Source organism: Oscillibacter valericigenes (genome assembly GCF_016902445.1).
In the GTDB taxonomy this organism is placed as follows: Bacteria; Bacillota; Clostridia; order Oscillospirales; family Oscillospiraceae; genus Oscillibacter; species Oscillibacter avistercoris.
In genome coordinates, this window is record NZ_JACSNX010000005.1 from 19,624 (window position 1) to 35,594 (window position 15,971).

Annotated in this window: 16 protein-coding genes and 1 pseudogene; 9 read left to right on the forward strand and 8 right to left on the reverse strand. The window is 63.8% G+C overall.

The window, feature by feature from the left end; genetic code table 11:
* Positions 1 to 43: 43 nt before the first annotated feature.
* Positions 44 to 634: a helix-turn-helix domain-containing protein gene (locus H9X91_RS05485; protein ID WP_204803360.1), complete on the reverse strand. Its 591-nt coding sequence runs from the start codon at positions 632 to 634 to the stop codon at positions 44 to 46.
* A gap of 250 nt (positions 635 to 884) precedes the next feature.
* On the opposite strand from H9X91_RS05485, the gene H9X91_RS05490 reads away from it, so the two are divergent.
* From H9X91_RS05490 to H9X91_RS05500, 3 genes are all read left to right on the forward strand, one after another.
* The gene (locus H9X91_RS05490) at positions 885 to 3,125 is read left to right on the forward strand and encodes a hydratase (RefSeq protein WP_204803362.1); all 2,241 of its coding nucleotides are present in this window, start codon (positions 885 to 887) and stop codon (positions 3,123 to 3,125) included.
* Between the two features lie 95 nt (positions 3,126 to 3,220).
* The gene (locus H9X91_RS05495) at positions 3,221 to 4,438 is read left to right on the forward strand and encodes an NADP-dependent isocitrate dehydrogenase (protein ID WP_204803364.1); all 1,218 of its coding nucleotides are present in this window, start codon (positions 3,221 to 3,223) and stop codon (positions 4,436 to 4,438) included.
* A 151-nt stretch (positions 4,439 to 4,589) separates the two neighbouring features.
* Positions 4,590 to 5,099 carry a GNAT family N-acetyltransferase gene (locus tag H9X91_RS05500; RefSeq protein WP_204803366.1) on the forward strand — a complete coding sequence of 170 codons (510 nt, stop codon included), beginning with the start codon at positions 4,590 to 4,592 and terminating at the stop codon, positions 5,097 to 5,099.
* A 50-nt stretch (positions 5,100 to 5,149) separates the two neighbouring features.
* Here H9X91_RS05500 and H9X91_RS05505 read toward each other — a convergent pair whose 3' ends face one another.
* A complete protein-coding gene (locus tag H9X91_RS05505) occupies positions 5,150 to 6,037 on the reverse strand; it encodes a LysR family transcriptional regulator (RefSeq protein ID WP_204803368.1) in 888 nt (295 codons plus the stop codon).
* A gap of 120 nt (positions 6,038 to 6,157) precedes the next feature.
* On the opposite strand from H9X91_RS05505, the gene H9X91_RS05510 reads away from it, so the two are divergent.
* The 3 genes from H9X91_RS05510 (at position 6,158) to H9X91_RS05520 (ending at position 8,595) form a co-directional block, all read left to right on the forward strand.
* Positions 6,158 to 6,718, forward strand: coding sequence for a chromate transporter (locus tag H9X91_RS05510; RefSeq protein ID WP_204803370.1), 561 nt, complete (start codon positions 6,158 to 6,160; stop codon positions 6,716 to 6,718).
* Positions 6,715 to 7,275 carry a chromate transporter gene (locus tag H9X91_RS05515; protein WP_204803372.1) on the forward strand — a complete coding sequence of 187 codons (561 nt, stop codon included), beginning with the start codon at positions 6,715 to 6,717 and terminating at the stop codon, positions 7,273 to 7,275. Before H9X91_RS05510 ends, H9X91_RS05515 begins: the two co-directional genes overlap by 4 nt.
* A gap of 192 nt (positions 7,276 to 7,467) precedes the next feature.
* Positions 7,468 to 8,595, forward strand: a complete 1,128-nt coding sequence (locus tag H9X91_RS05520) for an aldo/keto reductase (RefSeq protein WP_204803374.1) — start codon at positions 7,468 to 7,470, stop codon at positions 8,593 to 8,595.
* Between the two features lie 48 nt (positions 8,596 to 8,643).
* Here the strand turns inward: H9X91_RS05520 and H9X91_RS14315 are convergent, their stop codons facing one another.
* From H9X91_RS14315 to H9X91_RS05530, 3 genes and pseudogenes are all read right to left on the reverse strand, one after another.
* A complete protein-coding gene (locus H9X91_RS14315; RefSeq protein WP_243414441.1) occupies positions 8,644 to 8,895 on the reverse strand; it encodes a hypothetical protein in 252 nt (83 codons plus the stop codon).
* A 51-nt stretch (positions 8,896 to 8,946) separates the two neighbouring features.
* Positions 8,947 to 9,096: pseudogene (locus H9X91_RS14580) on the reverse strand (helix-turn-helix transcriptional regulator); the annotation flags it as partial.
* A 191-nt stretch (positions 9,097 to 9,287) separates the two neighbouring features.
* Positions 9,288 to 10,040, reverse strand: coding sequence for an N-acetylmuramoyl-L-alanine amidase family protein (locus H9X91_RS05530; protein WP_204803376.1), 753 nt, complete (start codon positions 10,038 to 10,040; stop codon positions 9,288 to 9,290).
* Positions 10,041 to 10,203: 163 nt separating this feature from the next.
* Between H9X91_RS05530 and H9X91_RS05535 the strand changes: the two genes are divergently transcribed.
* Positions 10,204 to 10,422 carry a hypothetical protein gene (locus tag H9X91_RS05535; protein ID WP_204803378.1) on the forward strand — a complete coding sequence of 73 codons (219 nt, stop codon included), beginning with the start codon at positions 10,204 to 10,206 and terminating at the stop codon, positions 10,420 to 10,422.
* Positions 10,423 to 10,428: 6 nt separating this feature from the next.
* On the opposite strand, the gene H9X91_RS05540 is transcribed toward H9X91_RS05535, so the two are convergent.
* The 3 genes from H9X91_RS05540 to H9X91_RS14325 all read right to left on the reverse strand — a co-directional run bounded on the left by H9X91_RS05540 (position 10,429) and on the right by H9X91_RS14325 (position 13,130).
* Entirely contained in the window at positions 10,429 to 11,205 is a 777-nt protein-coding gene (locus tag H9X91_RS05540; protein ID WP_204803380.1) for a ZIP family metal transporter, read from the reverse strand.
* 160 nt (positions 11,206 to 11,365) lie between these two features.
* The gene (locus H9X91_RS05545; protein WP_204803382.1) at positions 11,366 to 11,935 is read right to left on the reverse strand and encodes an ECF transporter S component; all 570 of its coding nucleotides are present in this window, start codon (positions 11,933 to 11,935) and stop codon (positions 11,366 to 11,368) included.
* Positions 11,936 to 12,080: 145 nt separating this feature from the next.
* Entirely contained in the window at positions 12,081 to 13,130 is a 1,050-nt protein-coding gene (locus tag H9X91_RS14325) for a uridine kinase family protein (RefSeq protein WP_243414442.1), read from the reverse strand.
* A 455-nt stretch (positions 13,131 to 13,585) separates the two neighbouring features.
* Between H9X91_RS14325 and H9X91_RS05555 the strand changes: the two genes are divergently transcribed.
* The gene (locus H9X91_RS05555) at positions 13,586 to 14,323 is read left to right on the forward strand and encodes an HAD family hydrolase (protein ID WP_204803384.1); all 738 of its coding nucleotides are present in this window, start codon (positions 13,586 to 13,588) and stop codon (positions 14,321 to 14,323) included.
* 15 nt (positions 14,324 to 14,338) lie between these two features.
* Positions 14,339 to 15,907, forward strand: a complete 1,569-nt coding sequence (locus H9X91_RS05560; protein WP_204803386.1) for a sulfatase-like hydrolase/transferase — start codon at positions 14,339 to 14,341, stop codon at positions 15,905 to 15,907.
* Positions 15,908 to 15,971: the final 64 nt, after the last annotated feature.

Below are 15,971 nucleotides of genomic sequence, written 5' to 3' on the forward strand. Positions count from 1 at the left end.
ATCAAAAAAGAGGACCGTCTCTGACGGTCCTCTTTTCTGTGCCTCAGGGCAGCTCTGCCCGGAACAGCCCGTGGCGGGAGCAGCAGAGATACAGCTTTGCCCCGCCCCGCAGCTGGGGGATCCGGAACTCGCTGCCCTGCTCCGGGTACAGCCGCACCAGCAGCAGACGGTCCGGCGCCACACAGGCGGCGAAGCGGATGAAGTGCCCCTTCTCCATGGGATGGCGGAAGGTGACGTACCAGTCCGTCTCCACCTCCTGAACGGTCGCGGCGTGCTCCGCATCCGCGGGGACAGCCCGCAGCGGCTCCAGCTTCCGGCCGCAGCAGGAGAGCTGCCCGCCGGAGCTGGACGTCAGGATGTTGCCGCAGTCCGGGCACACATAGAATTGCAGTCGTTTCATATTTCCTCCATCCGGCGCAGCGGGGTTCAGGCCTCCGTCCAGAAGCCCCTCCACGCTGACGCCAAAGATCTCTGCCAGGTGCGGCAGCAGCCCCACGTCCGGGATGCCCTGGTCCCGCTCCCATTTGCTCACCGCCTGGGTGCTGACGCCCAGCTGCTCCGCCACCTGGCGCTGGGTCCAGCCCCGCTCCTGCCGCAGCTTTCGGAGCAGTGCCCCCGTTCTCTGGTCCTGCATCGTTCCTCACCTCCCTCTCAGGATACCCGAAGCCGGCGGAAAACGCAAGCAACGCTCCGTTGAATTTCCAGCTCCCGCCGCAAAATGCCCTTTTCCCCCTGCCGCAGCCGGGTGATTTCTGGGCAAGTCTCCCGAATTTGCAGGACGAAGTACTTTTTCCTGCAAAACCGCTTTTCATCCGGCCGGCGGTATGGTATATTGAGGGGAAGAAGCACGGCTCCCCCGTGACACACAGGAGGTCTTTGAGAATATGATCACTCTCCATGACAACGGCGTGTTCCTGACCGGCGGCATCCCCCAGGCGGACGCCGGCATCTCCCCGGAGGAGGGGCGGAAGCGCACCATGGCCTGGTCCATCCTCCAGGCCCACAACACCTCCGGCGACCCGGCGCATCTGCAGATCCGCTTTGACGCCATGGTGTCCCACGACATCACCTATGTGGGCATCATCCAGCAGGCCCGGGCCTCCGGGATGAAGGAATTCCCCATCCCCTACGCCCTCACCAACTGCCACAACAGCCTGTGCGCCGTGGGCGGTACCATCAATGAGGACGACCACGTGTTCGGCCTCTCCGCCGCCAAGAAGTACGGCGGCATCTATGTGCCCGCCAACCAATCCGTCATCCACTCCTACGCCCGGGAGCAGATGGCCAGGGGCGGCGCCATGATCCTGGGCTCCGACTCCCACACCCGGTACGGTGCTCTCGGCACCATGGCCGTGGGCGAGGGCGGCCCGGAGCTGGCCAAGCAGCTGCTGAAAAACACCTGGGACATCAGCTACCCCAAGGTGGTGCTGGTGTACCTCACCGGCGCGCCCCGGCGGGGCGTGGGGCCTCACGACGTGGCCATCGCCCTGGTGAAGGCCACATTTGCAAGCGGCTTCGTCAACAACTGCGTTTTGGAGTTCTGCGGCCCCGGCATCGCAAGCCTCCCCATCGACTACCGCAACGGCATCGACGTGATGACCACCGAGACCACCTGCCTGTCCTCCATCTGGGAGACGGACGGCGTCACCAAGGACTTCTACCAGGCCCACCAGCGGCCGGAGGATTACCGGGAGCTGCATCCGGCGGATGGGGCGTATTACGACAAGTACATCGAGATCGACCTCTCCAAGGTCGAGCCCATGATCGCCCTGCCCTTCCACCCCTCCAATGCCTGGACCATCCACGAGTTCCTGGAGAACGCCGCCGACATCCTGGCGGCGGTGGAGGCGGACGCCCAGAAGCGCTACCCCAAGGCCCACGTGAAGCTGGCGGACAAGATCCACGACGGCGGCGTGTGGGCGGACCAGGGCGTTATCGCCGGGTGCGCCGGCGGCCTCTTCGACAACATCACCGAGGCGGCGGACATCCTCCGGGGCGGCTCCACCGGCAACGGGGCCTTCACCCTGGATGTGTATCCCACCAGCGTGCCCGTCAGCCTGGAGCTGACGAAGATCGGCGCCACGGCGGACCTGCTGGCCACCGGCGCCATCATCAAGCCCAGCTTCTGCGGTCCCTGCTTCGGCGCGGGAGACGTGCCCGCCAACAACGGCCTGTCCCTGCGGCACACCACCCGGAACTTCCCCAACCGGGAGGGCTCCAAGCCCGCCGAGGGCCAGTTCGCCGGCGTGTGCCTGATGGACGCCCGGTCCATCGCCGCCACAGCCCTGAACGGCGGCAGGATCACCGCCGCCACGGACATCGACTACACCCCCGTCCACCGCGACTACCACTTCGACAAGGGCGTCTACGACCGGCGGCTGTACTACGGCTTCGGCAAGGCGGACCCCAGCGTGGAGCTGGTGATGGGTCCCAACATCACCGACTGGCCCAAGATGCAGCCCCTGGCGGAGAACCTGCTGGTGGAGCTGGCGGCGGTGCTCCACGATCCCGTCACCACCACCGACGAGCTGATCCCCTCCGGCGAGACCTCCTCCTATCGCTCCAACCCTCTGCGGCTGGCGGAGTTCACCCTGTCCCGCCGGGAGCCGGCCTACGTGGGCCGGGCCAAGGCCGTGGCGGCAATCGAGGCGGAGCGCCTGGCCGGGAACGCCCCGGACAAGCTGACCACCATCCTGGACAAAGTGGGCGACGGCAAAGCGCTGGCCCAGAACACCCAGTTCGGCTCCTGCGTGTTCGCCAACAAGCCCGGCGACGGCTCCGCCCGGGAGCAGGCGGCCTCCTGCCAGAAGGTGCTGGGGGGCTTCGCCAACATCTGCTACGAGTTCGCCACGAAGCGCTACCGCTCCAACTGCATCAACTGGGGCATCCTGCCCTTTACCCTGGATGCGGGCACGTCCTTTGACTATGCCCCCGGCGACTGCGTGTTCGTCCCCGGCATTCGGAGCGCCATCGAGACCGGCGTGGAGGACATCTCCGCCAAGGTCATCCGGGCCGACGGCAGCGTGGAGGATCTGATGCTCCACGTGAAGGGCCTCACCGATGACGAGAAGGAGATCATCCTCGATGGCTGCCTGATGAACTATTACGCAAAGCGGAGCAACTGAGCAGATAAAGGTGAAAAGATAAGAGATAAAAGATACTTCGCCGAATATCTCATATCTTTTATCTCTTATCTCATATCTCAATTTGAGGTGTTGATATGCAGAAAATTCAAATGACCACTCCCCTGGTGGAGATGGACGGCGACGAGATGACCCGGGTGCTGTGGGGCTGGATCAAGGAGAAGCTGATTCTTCCCTTCGTGGACCTGAAGACGGAATACTATGACCTGGGCCTGCTCCACCGGAACGAGACGCGGGACCAGGTGACCATCGACGCCGCCAACGCCACCAAGCGCCTGGGCGTGGCGGTGAAGTGCGCCACCATCACCCCCAACCGCCAGCGGATGGAGGAATACCCCCAGCTCACGGAGATGTGGAAGAGCCCCAACGGCACCATCCGGGCCATTCTGGACGGCACCGCCTTCCGGGCGCCCATCGTCCTGCCCATAATCCACCCGGTGGTGAAGAACTGGGAAGCCCCCATCACCATTGCCCGCCACGCCTACGGCGACATGTACAAGGCCGTGGACATGGTGACGGAGGAGCCCGGCACCGCCACCCTCACCTTCAAAGGGGCCAGCGGCGCCGAAAAGACCCTGACGGTCCAGACCGTGGACGGCCCCGCCGTGTGGCAGGGGCAGCACAACACGGAGAAGAGCATCCGGGCCTTTGCCCGCAGCTGCTTCCAGTACGCCATCACCCAGAAGCAGGACCTGTGGTTCTCCACCAAGGACACCATCTCCAAGGTCTATGACGGGGAGTTCAAGCGGATCTTCGAGGAGGAGTACGAGAACACCTACAAGGCGGAGTTTGAGAAGCTGGGCCTCACCTACTTCTACACCCTGATCGACGATGCCGTGGCCCGTGTGATCCGCTCCAAGGGCGGCTTCATCTGGGCGCTGAAGAACTACGACGGCGACGTCATGAGCGACATGGTGGCCACCGCCTTCGGCAGTCTCGCCATGATGACCTCCGTGCTGGTGTCCCCCGACGGCACCATGGAGTTCGAGGCCAGCCATGGCACCGTCACCCGGCACTACTACCGCTACCTGAAGGGCGAAAAGACCTCCACCAACCCCATCGCCACCATCTTCGCCTGGTCCGGCGGACTGAAGCGCCGGGGCGAGCTGGATGACCTGCCGGAGCTGGTGCGGTTCGGTCAGGCCCTGGAGGACGCCTCCCTCCAGACCCTGACGGACGGCGTCATGACGAAGGATCTGCTGGGCCTGGTGGAGCCCGGCTTCACCGCCCGCGGCGTGGACAGCGAGGAATTCCTGGACGAGATCGCCAGGCGGCTGGCGGCCAGGCTGGCGTGAGCTTCCGGTCCCGGCGCACCCTGTGGTGCGCCGGGACCTGCTTCTCTCTTCCGCCGGCCCTCCCCTTGACTTTGCCGGCGTTCTCCTTTAAACTGGTCCCGTCCCGCCAGTCCTCCGGCGGACGCTCAAATCACCGAAAAGAGGGTTTTCCATGCACATTCGACAAGAGACCCCCGCCGACTATCCCGTGGTCTACACGCTGATCAAAGACGCCTTCGCCTCGGCGGAGCACTGCGACGGCAACGAGCAGGATCTGGCCGCCGCCCTGCGGCAGAGCACCAGCTTCGTCCCGGAGCTGTCCCTGGTGGCGGAGGCGGACGGCCGCATCGTGGGTCACATCCTGTTCACGAAGATCCGGATCGGCACCAGCACCCAGCTGGCGCTGGCGCCTCTCTCCGTCCTGCCGGCGTTTCAGGGGCAGGGCGTGGGCTCCGCGCTGGTCCGGCAGGGCCACCAGATCGCCCGGGACCTTGGCTATTCTTACAGCGTCGTCCTGGGCAGCGAGACCTACTATCCCCGCTTCGGCTACGTCCCTGCGGAGCAGCTGGGCGTCCAGACGCCGTTCCCCGTGCCGGCAGAGAATTTCATGGCCGTCAAACTGACGGAAGATGCGCCCCCGGTCCGGGGGGTGGTGCAGTATGCCCCGGAGTTTGGGATCTGACGCCGCCTCAGCCGCGCCAGACGGCCCGCCGCACTTGCGGCGGGCCGTCTTTATGTCTGCGTATCCCCCAGATGCTCCCGCAGCACCTGGATCACCCGCCTCATGCCGTCTGTGAGATACTTGCCCCGGTGGCGTACCAGAAAGTAGTTCCGGCAGAAGCTGCCGCCCACCACCGTCAGTTCCCGGAGGCTGCCCCGTGCGACGTCCCGCTCCACCAGAGAGCGGGGCAGCAGCGTGATTCCCAGCCCCGCCCGGGCGCAGGACAGCAGCGCAGCGGTGCTGATGCTCTCCACTGCGGGCCGAATCGGAACGCCCGCCTGCTGGAATCCCGCTTCCACGCTGCTGCGGGTGCCGCTGCCCTGCTCCCGCAGCAGCAGTCGCTCTCCCGCCAGCTCTGCCAGGGTCAGGGTGTCCTTCCCCGGCAGATAGACGGGGGCGCACACCGCCGCCAGGGTCTCTCCGCACAGCGGCTCCGCCAGATAGTGGGGCGAGAGCGTGACATTGTCCACCACGGCAAAATCCAGCTCATTCTGCAGGATCATCCGCTCCGTCTCCCGGGAGTTCTGGACACAGGCCCGGATTTCCATCTCCGGCAGCTCTGCCGCCAGATGGATCAGGATCTCCGCCAGCCGGGTCTCTCCCAGTGTCACATGGACGCCGAAGGCACAGGTGCCCCGTGCACCGCTCTCCCGCAGGACCTCCACCGACTCCCGCATCTGGGAGAGGACTGTATCCGCGTACTGCCGCAGAGTTCGCCCTGCCTCCGTGAGGTAGATCCGGCGGTTCATCCGCTCAAACAGCCGCACGTTGTAAAAAACCTCCAGCTCCCGGATAGCCAGGCTTACCGCCGGCTGGGCCATATTCAGCTTTTCCGCCGCCCGGGTGAAGCTGCCCTGGGCGCAGACAGTCGAGAAGATCTCCAGATGCCGCAGCGTCATGTCGTCCACCCCATTCATATCATTTTTATTATGGATATTATTTTATCATATGGATTGATGAATGTCACGAAAAAGCGTATGCTGGGAGCGAACTTCAAGAGAACGAGAGGAGCGTTTCCCATGCGTACAGACCTCGGCAAAGCCCGCCTGCTGTTCTGGACCTTTTTCAAGATCGGCGCCTTCACCTTTTGCGGAGGGTATGCCATGATCCCACTGATCCAGCGGGAGGTGGCAGAACGCCGCTGCTGGCTGAAAGACGGAGACATTCTGGACATCGTGGCCATCGCGGAATCCACTCCGGGACCCATTGCCATCAACTCCGCCACCTTTGTGGGATATCAGGTGTGCGGCACTTTCGGAGCCTTCTGCGCTACGCTGGGCGTGGTGCTGCCCTCCTTCCTGGTGATCTACGTCATCTCCTTCGTGCTGCGCCAGTTCTCCCAGCTGCTGGTGGTGCAGTATGCCTTCAACGGCATCCGGGCCGGTGTCCTGGCCCTGCTGCTGAAGGCGCTGCTGTCCATGTACCGGCAGAGTCCCAAGGGAGCTGTGGCCTACGCGATCATGGCTGGTGCCTTTGTGCTGACGGCCTTCTGCGGCGTGGATGCCGTGCTGGTGATCCTGGCCAGCGCTGCCATAGGTCTGGCCGCCTCCCACATGGCCAAAAGGAGGGCTGCGGAATGATCTGTCTGGAGCTTTTTGTCACCTTTTTCAAAATCGGCCTCTTTACCATCGGCGGGGGCTATGCCATGCTGCCCCTGATCCAGGCGGACGTTCAGGCACACGGCTGGATGACCGCGGAGGAACTGGTGAACTTCATCGCCGTCAGCGAGAGCACGCCGGGCCCCTTTGCGGTGAACGTCTCCACCTATGTGGGAGCGGAGCTGGCCGGCCTGCCCGGCGCCCTCTGCGCCACGCTGGGCGCGGTGCTGCCCTCCTTCCTCATCATCCTGCTGGTGGCCCGGTTTTACGCCGCCTTCCGGTCCAGTGCCATCATCAGCGGAGCCATGAGCGGCCTGCGGCCGGCGGTGATCGGCATGATCGGTGCCGCCGCGGTCTCTGTGGGACAGACGGTGTTCGCTCCTGACGGCGTACAAGCGCTGGCCGGCTATCCCCTGGCCTGCTCCCTGGCCATCTTTGTCCTGATGGCGTTCCTGACCCACAGGAAGCTGCATCCCATCGCCATCATCCTGCTGTCCGCCCTGCTGGGGATCGCCGCCGGCTATCTCCGGCCCATGTGATCTGCACCGGTCCTTGTTCGGATTTTTGCCGCTCACCTCTTGACTTGGAGCGCACTCCAGGTGGTATTCTCTTGGTAAGAGGGGCCGCCTCAGGGCGGACGGAGGCTCTTTCCATCCAGGCGCGGATGGCAGAAGTGCCTTATAGGGCTGCGGGGCTCCGCAGCCGGAATTTCGGAAAGAGGAGTGATTGCAATGATCTACAGGGACTTTCAGGATCTGAAGCTGTCCGCTTTGGGCATGGGCTGCATGCGCCTGCCTGTCATCGGCGGCGACGATGCCCGGGTGGACGAGGACGCCGCGGCGGAGATGGTGGACTACGCCATGGCCAACGGCGTCAACTACTACGACACCGCCTGGGGCTACCACAGCGGCAACTCGGAGCTGGTCTTGGGCAGGGCCCTGGCCAGACATCCCCGGGACAGCTTTTACATCGCCGACAAATTTCCCGGCTACGACCTGTGCAATATGCCGAAGGTTCAGGAGATCTTCGAAGCGCAGCTGAAAAAGTGCCAGGTGGACCACTTTGACTTCTATCTCTTCCACAATGTGTGCGAGATGAACATCGACGCCTACCTGGACCCCCGGTACGGCATCCATGACTACCTGATGGAGCAGAAGAAGAACGGCCGCATCCGGCATCTGGGCTTCTCCTGCCACGGCAATCTGCCGGTGCTGAAGCGGTTCCTGGAGGCCTACGGCAAGGATATGGAGTTCTGTCAGCTGCAGCTGAACTACATCGACTGGAGCTTCCAGAACGGGCGGGAGAAGGTTGCGCTGCTGGACAGCTATCACATCCCCGTCTGGGTCATGGAGCCCCTGCGGGGCGGCCGGCTGGCCCGGCTCAGCGAAGCGGAGTCCGCGCCTCTGAAGGAGATGCGGCCGGAGGAGCTCGTCCCCGCCTGGGCCTTCCGGTTCCTGCAGTCCATCCCCAGCGTCACCATGATCCTCTCCGGCATGTCCGATCTGGAGCAGATGAAGGCCAATATCGCCACATTCCGGACGGACGCCCCCCTCAGCGGCAGCGAAATGGACCGTCTGCTGGCCCATGCGCAGGACATGGTCCGCAAGGCGGGTGTCCCCTGCACCGCCTGCCACTACTGTGTCAGTCACTGTCCCCAGGGGCTGGATATTCCCGGCCTGCTGGCGCTGTACAACGAGCATGCCTTCACCGGCGGCGGCTTCATCGCCCCCATGGCCCTGTCCGCCCTGCCCAAGGACAAGTGGCCCAGTGCCTGTCTGGGCTGCCGCAGCTGCGAGGCGGTCTGCCCCCAGCAGCTGAAGATCTCCGAGGCCATGGCCGACTTTGCCTCCAGACTGTGACCCAGCATGCAGACGGCCCCGCCGGAAGCGCTCCGGCGGGGCTCCGTTCTATCTGAAGGTCGTTGCTGCGTCCGGGAATGCGGCTTCAAGAGCCTCCAGCAGCTTCGCCGGGGCCAGCTGCTCCCGGGTGCATCGCTCCGCAAAGCGCCGCACCGCCGCCTCATCCTGTGAGACATGCGGGATAAACGAGGTCTCCACGATATGCCCCTCTTCCAGTTCCTGGATCAGGATGCCGCAGGTGTACGGGTGCTCTGCCCCCATGCCGAGGACACGGATCCGCACAGAGGTATAGCGGTACATGAGGATCCCTCCCTTCCACGGCCGGCAGATGAGGGCGTGCACCGTACAGCCGTAGATTGCTGCGATCCGGTCCGCTGTGCTGAGCTTCGGTTCGGCCTCACCCGCTTCATAGCATTGAAGTGTCCGCACAGAGATGCCGATCAGCTCTGCTGCCTTTTCCTGGCTGAGTCCCGCCCGTTCCCGCTCTGTGCGATAGACGATCCCCGCCTGGGGATCTCTTTTTTTTTTGCTTCTTTTTCATCGCAAATCCTCCTTCTATGGAGGATTTTACAGGAATTTCCAAATATTGAACACGAAGGAATCTGCGGGTCCTGTAAAAAAGGGCGAAAAATATCGAAATTTGTCGTTTTTGACAAAACACGGGCCCCGACCGTCATACGGGGCCCGTTGGCTCAGACAAATCCCTCCAGCCTGGCGATCCGGTATTCCAGCACCGCGAACTGCCGGCGGGTCAGGGGCTGATCCAGCATCAAATCCCCCTGGCTGTTCCCCTGCAGGACGCCGTTTTCCGTCAGCCAGGCCACGGCGGCCTGCACCTCGGCCTCATAGCCCGGATCCGTCTCATCCTCCGTCCATGGGATTCCCAGGTACTCCAGGATCCCCCTGGCCTCCGCAACGGCCAGCTTCTGGCGGTAGGCAGCCTCCTTCAGAAGCGACACCTCATCCTGATTGGTGTGGAAGCCGTTCTCGATCAGGACGGCCGGGGCCTTGGTGTGTTTCAGCACATACAGTTCCGGGGCATAGACGATGGGCGTGGACCGCACGGTGATCCCGGCCGCCCGCACCTGCTCCAGAATGTCCTGGGCCGCCTGCTCCCGTCTGCCGCCGGGGCCATAGAGATAGATGCTCCACCCTTTGGCAGAGGACCAGCCGCTTCCCGCGGCGGCGTTGCTGTGGAGGCTTACGAACAGATCCAGATCCGGGATGCTGTTGGCGATCTCGCACCGTTTGGCCAAACTCACCGCCTCACCGCCGGTGCGGGTCATGGTGACGGCCACGCCCCGGTCTGTCAGCAGCTTCTCCAGCCGCTTTCCCAGGTCCAGGGTGAATTCCTGCTCATAATAGGTCCCGTCCGGGCTCCTGTTGGCCAGATTGCCTGCGTCATGTCCCGGGTCCAGACAGACGCGTCCAGATGGTTCACGCAAAGGCGCACCTCCCCTCTGTACAGATTCCGCTTGGCAGCGCAGGGGCGCATTGCCCCTGGTCCAGTGTATCGGAATCCGGCCTGTCCCGACACCGGAATGTCGCTCTGCCGTGCCGCCGCGCATATCATGGGTTGACTCCATACTCGATCGGGGGGCTCCGCCTATGTACTCCATCCTTCTCAAACGCCTGAGCAATCTGCTGTGCGTCAAGAGCATCGTGACACTGATCCTCACGTCGGTCTTTGCGTATCTGGCCGCTGCCGGACAGGTGTCCAGTCATGATTTTCTGACCGTATTCTCCGTAGTCATCGCCTTCTATTTCGGGACCCAGAGCGAGCGGCTCCATGAGCAGGGCGAAACGGGCACCGCCCCAAAGCCGTGAGCGGGCTCAGCCCAGAGCTACGTCCAGCACCATCATCACGCTGAAGCCCAGAGCGAAGGCCAGTACCCCCACGTTGGAGTGGCGGCCCTGGGACATCTCCGGGATCATCTCCTCCACCACCACGTAGAGCATGGCACCGGCGGCAAAGCTCAGCAGATAGGGCAGCGCCGGCACAAACAGCCCCGCCGCCAGGATGGTCAGCAGCGCTCCCAGCGGCTCCACGATCCCGGAGAGCACACCGCCGGCAAAGGCCCGGAGCTTGCTCTCTCCTTCCGCCCTCAGGGGCAGGGAGATGATGGCGCCCTCCGGAAAATTCTGGATGGCGATGCCCAGGGCCAGGGCCAGCACCCCCAGGGAGGAGATCTCTGCATCTCCCGCCAGGTATCCGGCGCAGACCACGCCCACCGCCATCCCCTCCGGGATGTTGTGGAGCGTCACCGCCAGAACCAGCATGGTGGTCCTGCGAAGCTGGCTGCTGGGCCCCTCCGGCTGGCCGCTGCTGCGGTGGAGATGGGGAATGATATGGTCCAAGGCCAGCAGGAACAAAACGCCGATCCAAAAGCCTGTGACAGCCGGCAGGAACGCCCACTTCCCCAACTCCGCCGACCGGTCGATGGCCGGGATCAGCAGGCTCCAGATGGACGCTGCCGTCATGACCCCTGCCGCAAAGCCGGTGAGGCCCCGCTGGATCCCATCCGATAAGTCCCTTCTCAGAAAAAATACGCATGCCGCGCCAAAAGTGGTCCCCAAAAAGGGGAGCAGCAGACCATAGACCGCTTCCATGCCAGCACTCCTTTTCCTCTTTTATTCTGAATGTTTCGTTAGTTTACACTAACTATATAGGAGATCCAGCGGTTTGTCAATGCCTTTTTCCGGATCAAACGCCAGGTGCCCCGCCGGTCTGCCGGCGGGGCACCTGCTGTGATACGGATCTGGGTCCTGTTCACTTTCCGGCGGCCCGGACCTCCGCCCGCTCCCGGCGGAAGTGCACCATGCCGGTGCGGTCCAGCGCCACCATCAGCGCGGGGATGAAGATCAACTGCAGAATGATGCCGGGAATGGCGTTCACCAGCGCCTCCGTCAGGAAGATCTGCCAGGTGAAGGGCACGCTGGCCACGCCGGTCATCACCACCCGCACGGTGGCCCAGACCAGCCGTCCCCCGATCATGGCGGCGATCAGGGAACGATAGAGGGCCACCACGCACTGCCAGCGGGAGCGGCTGTACAAAAATCCGGCGATGCCGGCATAGGCAGCCAGCTCAAAGGCCATGGCCACCGCCGTCATCAGCGGCGGCATACCGAAGAGCACCATCCGCAGCAGCGGCATGATAAAGCCCACCACCACGCCGAACTGCCAGCCGCAGATCAGCCCGCAGAGGAAGGCAGGGATGTGCATGGGCAGCAGCATCCCGCCGATCTGGGGGATCTGTCCGGTAAAGAAGGGCAGGACCAGGCCCAGGGCCAGGAACATGGCGGACAGGACCATGGCACGAATCTGTTTGCTGTGTTTCATAGGGAATAACTCCTTCTCAAAAAGTCTTGTCACGGCGCCTTCTGGCGCCGTACCAGCCTTCTGGCTTTTTTTCCGGAGTTTTTGCATGGGTCATTGGAGTGGACGCCCGGCCTTCTGGCCGGGAGATTCCATTGTGGGCGTTGAATCAGAAAAAGGCGCTGGTGTCGATCACCAGGTCGCTGCCGTTCTCCGGCCCGCACTGCTGAAAGTATCGCTCTTCCAGCGGCATCCAGCGGCTCTCATAGGCGGCGAAGTGACCGCCCTCCCGCCGCTCCAGACGGCGGCGCTGGACCTTCGGACCGCAGGTAAGGAACAGCTTCAGGTCATACCGGGCGGACAGCAGCGGATGCTGGGAATAGCTGCCCTCTACCACCGTCAGGTTCCGGGGCGGCAGCGCCGCCGGAACGCCAAGGGTCCCGCTCTGGCAGTCAAAGGGCCGGTAGCAGACCGGCTCCCCCGCCTCCGCCGGGATCAGGACCTCCCGCAGGAAGCGGGCAAAGTCCATGTTCCCGCCGGGAATCTCCGTCCAGTTCTCCGCCCGCAGGTCCGGCGGCAGATAAAAGTCGTCCATATGGACCACGTTGCAGGGGATAAGCTGCCGGATCAGCTCTGCCAGGCTGGTCTTTCCGCTGCCGCAGCGGCCGTCGATGGCCACCACCGCCGGAGCACCTCTCCCGGCCAGGACCGCGATCTGCAGCAGAGCCGGGAAACAGCCGCCGTATGCCGTCCGCATCACCCGGTAATGGGGATGGTATGCCTCCCGGTAGGCTGCGGAGTGATGGACCGGCGGACAGCCCTGACCGCGGTACTCCGCCAGCCAGGCCGCCATGCCAGGCAGCTCCGCCGCCTCCAGCACCGCCAGCCCCGCTTCCAGATCTGCCGGTGTGCCCTGGCACCGCTCCGCCGTCATGCAGAGCAGATCCGCTGCCAGCTGCGCCGCCAGGGGCAGATGGTCCGTTCCCGCCAGATACAGACGGCACAGTCCGTTGCCGATCTTCTCCGGCGGACGGGGCCGGCTGTCAGCCGGGATCCGGCTCCACTCCTGCAGCAGGCCCCGCAGGACCTGCTCCCGCTCCGCCAGGGTGTGCGCCGGGCCAAGTGCGCTCTGATACGCCAGCTTGGCGCAGTCCTGGGGCTGCATCAGCGGATATCGTGCCAGATGCTCCCGCAGGACTGCTTGGAATTCCTGATCCATACGCGCTCCCCTTCCGATCCCGGCAGCTGCCGCCAAATCTCTGCGGATCTCCGTCCGGAGCCGCCGCAGCCCTTCCCCTTTGGGAGGGCCGGAGTCCCTGGCCGGTCCGGTGCCGGCCGCCTTCTTCTGAACGCAGCCGACCGCCGCAGGATGCTGTTCGCATCCACTCGTTGACATCATGTCAAGTGATATTATACGCCTGCGTCTGACATGATGTCAATACGCTGTCCTGGCCCGCGGCCCATCCTGCTTTTTGGTCACAAAGCCAAAAGTTTGGCGTAAACTTTGACATTTCCAGCATTGACAAATGGGGCAAAAAGAAACTATCATAAAATACGAAGTATCGTAAACGTTTGCACAATCTGTCAAAACCGACCCACGGCCTTTTCTGAGGCCCGCGCTGCCGATGCGTCTGTTTTCGGCCCTGATGAAATCAAAAAGCAAGGAGGAGCCTTATGAATGCGGAATCCCGTTACAAAGCCGTGATCTTTGATCTGGGCGGCACCCTGCGCATCGCTCTGGAGGATGAGCCCTATATGCGGCATGCCCGCCGGAAAATGGCGGAGATCGCAGGCACTTCTCTGGATGTGGAGGCGTTCTATCAGCTGGTGGAAGATCGCTATGAGGACTACCGCCGCTGGGCGCTGGCGGAAAACAAGGAGTCCGGAGACGAAGAGCTGTGGCGCAGGTGGCTGCTGCCGGACTATGATCCTGTCCGCATCTCCCAGGTCTGTCACGAGCTCTCCTTCCAGTACCGGCAGGCCAAGGGGCGCCGTGTGCTGGTGGACGGCGGCAGAGAGGTCATCGAGACCCTGCACGCCCGGGGCTACCGGCTGGGCATCGTCTCCAACCTGATCGGCGAGCATGAGGTCCCCGACTGGCTGGAGGAGGACCGGCTGGATCCCTATTTCAGCAGCGTGGTCCTGTCCTCCGTCTGCCATCTCCGCAAGCCCGGCGCGGAGATCTACCGGATCGCTCTGCGGGAGCTTGGCGTGGAGCCCGGCGAATGTGTCTCCGTAGCGGACAACATCAAGCGGGACATCACCGGCGCCAAGGAGGCCGGGATCGGCTGCAATGTCATTTTCCGCTCTCCGGAAAAAAAGCATCCCGTGGTATTTACGGAGGAAAACCGTCCGGACGCAGTCATCTCCCAGTTCACGGAGCTGCTGGATCTGCTGCCGGCGCTGAACTGAGAGGAGGCATCTTTCATGTCTGCATCTGACCGAGGCGGCGCAGAGCTGGCCCAGGCCGTCCGGCGGGCCTATGAGGCCGGACAGGACGACTACCATCTGCAGCCGATGGTCCTGACGGAGCACGGCGTCCCCGTGGGCCGCATCCGGGACCATGACGCCGTCATCTTCTGCTGCCGCCGGGGCGAGCGGGAGGTGGAGCTGACGGAGCTTTTCACCCAGCCGGACTTCACGCCGGTGGAACGGCGGTCCCTGCGGGATCTGTACTTCGCTATCCTGACCCTGTATCACGACAAGTTCAAGGACCTGCCCGTGGCCTTCGCCCCTGCCCATGTGGAACGGCCGCTGGCGCAGGTGCTGTCAGAGGCCGGAAAGACCCAGCTCCACTGTGCGGAGTCTGAAAAATTCGCACATGTCACCTTTTTCTTCAACGGGGGCGAGAATCGTCCCTTCCCCGGAGAGGATGACGTCTGTATCCCCTCGCCCAAGGGCATCGACTTCGACCAAAAGCCGGAGCTGTCCCTGCCCCAGGTGGCGGAGACTGTGACCCGGGCGCTGGGGAAGTACGACTTCATCGTCACCAACTTCGCCAACGGCGACGTGATCGGCCACACCCAGAACACCGCCGCCAAGCTGGAGGCCTGCGGCCACGTGAGCCGCCATCTAGGTGCCGTGGTAAAGGCCGCGCTGGCTCAGAACTATGTGGTGGCTATCACCGCCGACCACGGGAACATCGAAAAGCTCTACACCGCCTCCGGCAAGCCGGACGGCGCCCACACCACCAATCTGGTCCCCTTCCTGCTGCTGGATCCGGCGCAGAAGGCGCCGATCTCCCTGCGGGACGGCTCTCTGTGCGACGTAGCCCCCACAGTCCTCGACGTGATGGGCATCCCCCAGCCGCCGGAGATGACGGGCCGCTCTCTGGCGGAAGGCCATGCCTGGGGACCTGACCGAAAGATGCTGCTGATCATCTGCGACGGCTGGGGCCTGGGGACCGGCGACAGCGGCGACGCCATCCATCTGGCGGATACGCCGGACTGGGATCGTCTGCTGGCGGAGTGCCCCTCCTGGTCCCAGCTCCACGCCTCCGGCGAATTTGTGGGCCTGGGCAGCGGAAAGGCCGGCAACTCCGAGGCCGGCCACACCAATCTGGGTGCCGGGCGCTGCGTCCCCCAGGACGACGTCCGGCTGGACGCCGCCATCCGGGACGGCAGCTTCCAGCACAATCCGGTCTTTCTGCAGGCCATCGACCACGCCAAGCGCAACGGCTCTGCCCTGCATCTGCTGGCGTATCTGAGCCGCAAGTCCTCCCACGGCTCCATTGACTATCCCCTGGCCATCTGCCGGACGGCGAAGGAGCAGGGACTGGCGGACGTGTATCTCCATATCATCTTCGACGGCCGCTCCACAGAGCCCGGCTCCGCCCCCGCTCTGCTGGCGGAGCTGGATCAGCAGCTGGCAGAGATCGGCACGGGCCGCATCGTGGACGGGGTCGGCCGGGGGATCGCCTTGGACCGGGACCGGAACTATGAAAAGGTGAAGCTGGCCTATGACGCTCTGGTCGACGGGGCCGGTGCCCTCTATTGATGGTGCTTTTTCTGCGCGAAAAGGATAACGTTTGCGAACAAATTTGCAGGAACAGGGCGCTTTA

Excerpts from the sequence above, each read along its gene's own strand:
- H9X91_RS05515 (WP_204803372.1), top strand. The coding sequence starts at position 6,715 with ATGATCTGTCTGGAGCTTTTTGTCACCTTTTTCAAAATCGGCCTCTTT.
- H9X91_RS05540 (WP_204803380.1), bottom strand. The coding sequence starts at position 11,205 with ATGGAAGCGGTCTATGGTCTGCTGCTCCCCTTTTTGGGGACCACTTTT.
- H9X91_RS05510 (WP_204803370.1), top strand. The coding sequence starts at position 6,158 with ATGCGTACAGACCTCGGCAAAGCCCGCCTGCTGTTCTGGACCTTTTTC.
- H9X91_RS05495 (WP_204803364.1), top strand. The coding sequence starts at position 3,221 with ATGCAGAAAATTCAAATGACCACTCCCCTGGTGGAGATGGACGGCGAC.
- H9X91_RS05520 (WP_204803374.1), top strand. The coding sequence starts at position 7,468 with ATGATCTACAGGGACTTTCAGGATCTGAAGCTGTCCGCTTTGGGCATG.
- H9X91_RS14315 (WP_243414441.1), bottom strand. The coding sequence starts at position 8,895 with ATGTACCGCTATACCTCTGTGCGGATCCGTGTCCTCGGCATGGGGGCA.
- H9X91_RS05555 (WP_204803384.1), top strand. The coding sequence starts at position 13,586 with ATGAATGCGGAATCCCGTTACAAAGCCGTGATCTTTGATCTGGGCGGC.
- H9X91_RS05500 (WP_204803366.1), top strand. The coding sequence starts at position 4,590 with ATGCACATTCGACAAGAGACCCCCGCCGACTATCCCGTGGTCTACACG.
- H9X91_RS14325 (WP_243414442.1), bottom strand. The coding sequence starts at position 13,130 with ATGGATCAGGAATTCCAAGCAGTCCTGCGGGAGCATCTGGCACGATAT.
- H9X91_RS05545 (WP_204803382.1), bottom strand. The coding sequence starts at position 11,935 with ATGAAACACAGCAAACAGATTCGTGCCATGGTCCTGTCCGCCATGTTC.
- H9X91_RS05485 (WP_204803360.1), bottom strand. The coding sequence starts at position 634 with ATGCAGGACCAGAGAACGGGGGCACTGCTCCGAAAGCTGCGGCAGGAG.
- H9X91_RS05535 (WP_204803378.1), top strand. The coding sequence starts at position 10,204 with ATGTACTCCATCCTTCTCAAACGCCTGAGCAATCTGCTGTGCGTCAAG.
- H9X91_RS05490 (WP_204803362.1), top strand. The coding sequence starts at position 885 with ATGATCACTCTCCATGACAACGGCGTGTTCCTGACCGGCGGCATCCCC.
- H9X91_RS05560 (WP_204803386.1), top strand. The coding sequence starts at position 14,339 with ATGTCTGCATCTGACCGAGGCGGCGCAGAGCTGGCCCAGGCCGTCCGG.
- H9X91_RS05505 (WP_204803368.1), bottom strand. The coding sequence starts at position 6,037 with ATGACGCTGCGGCATCTGGAGATCTTCTCGACTGTCTGCGCCCAGGGC.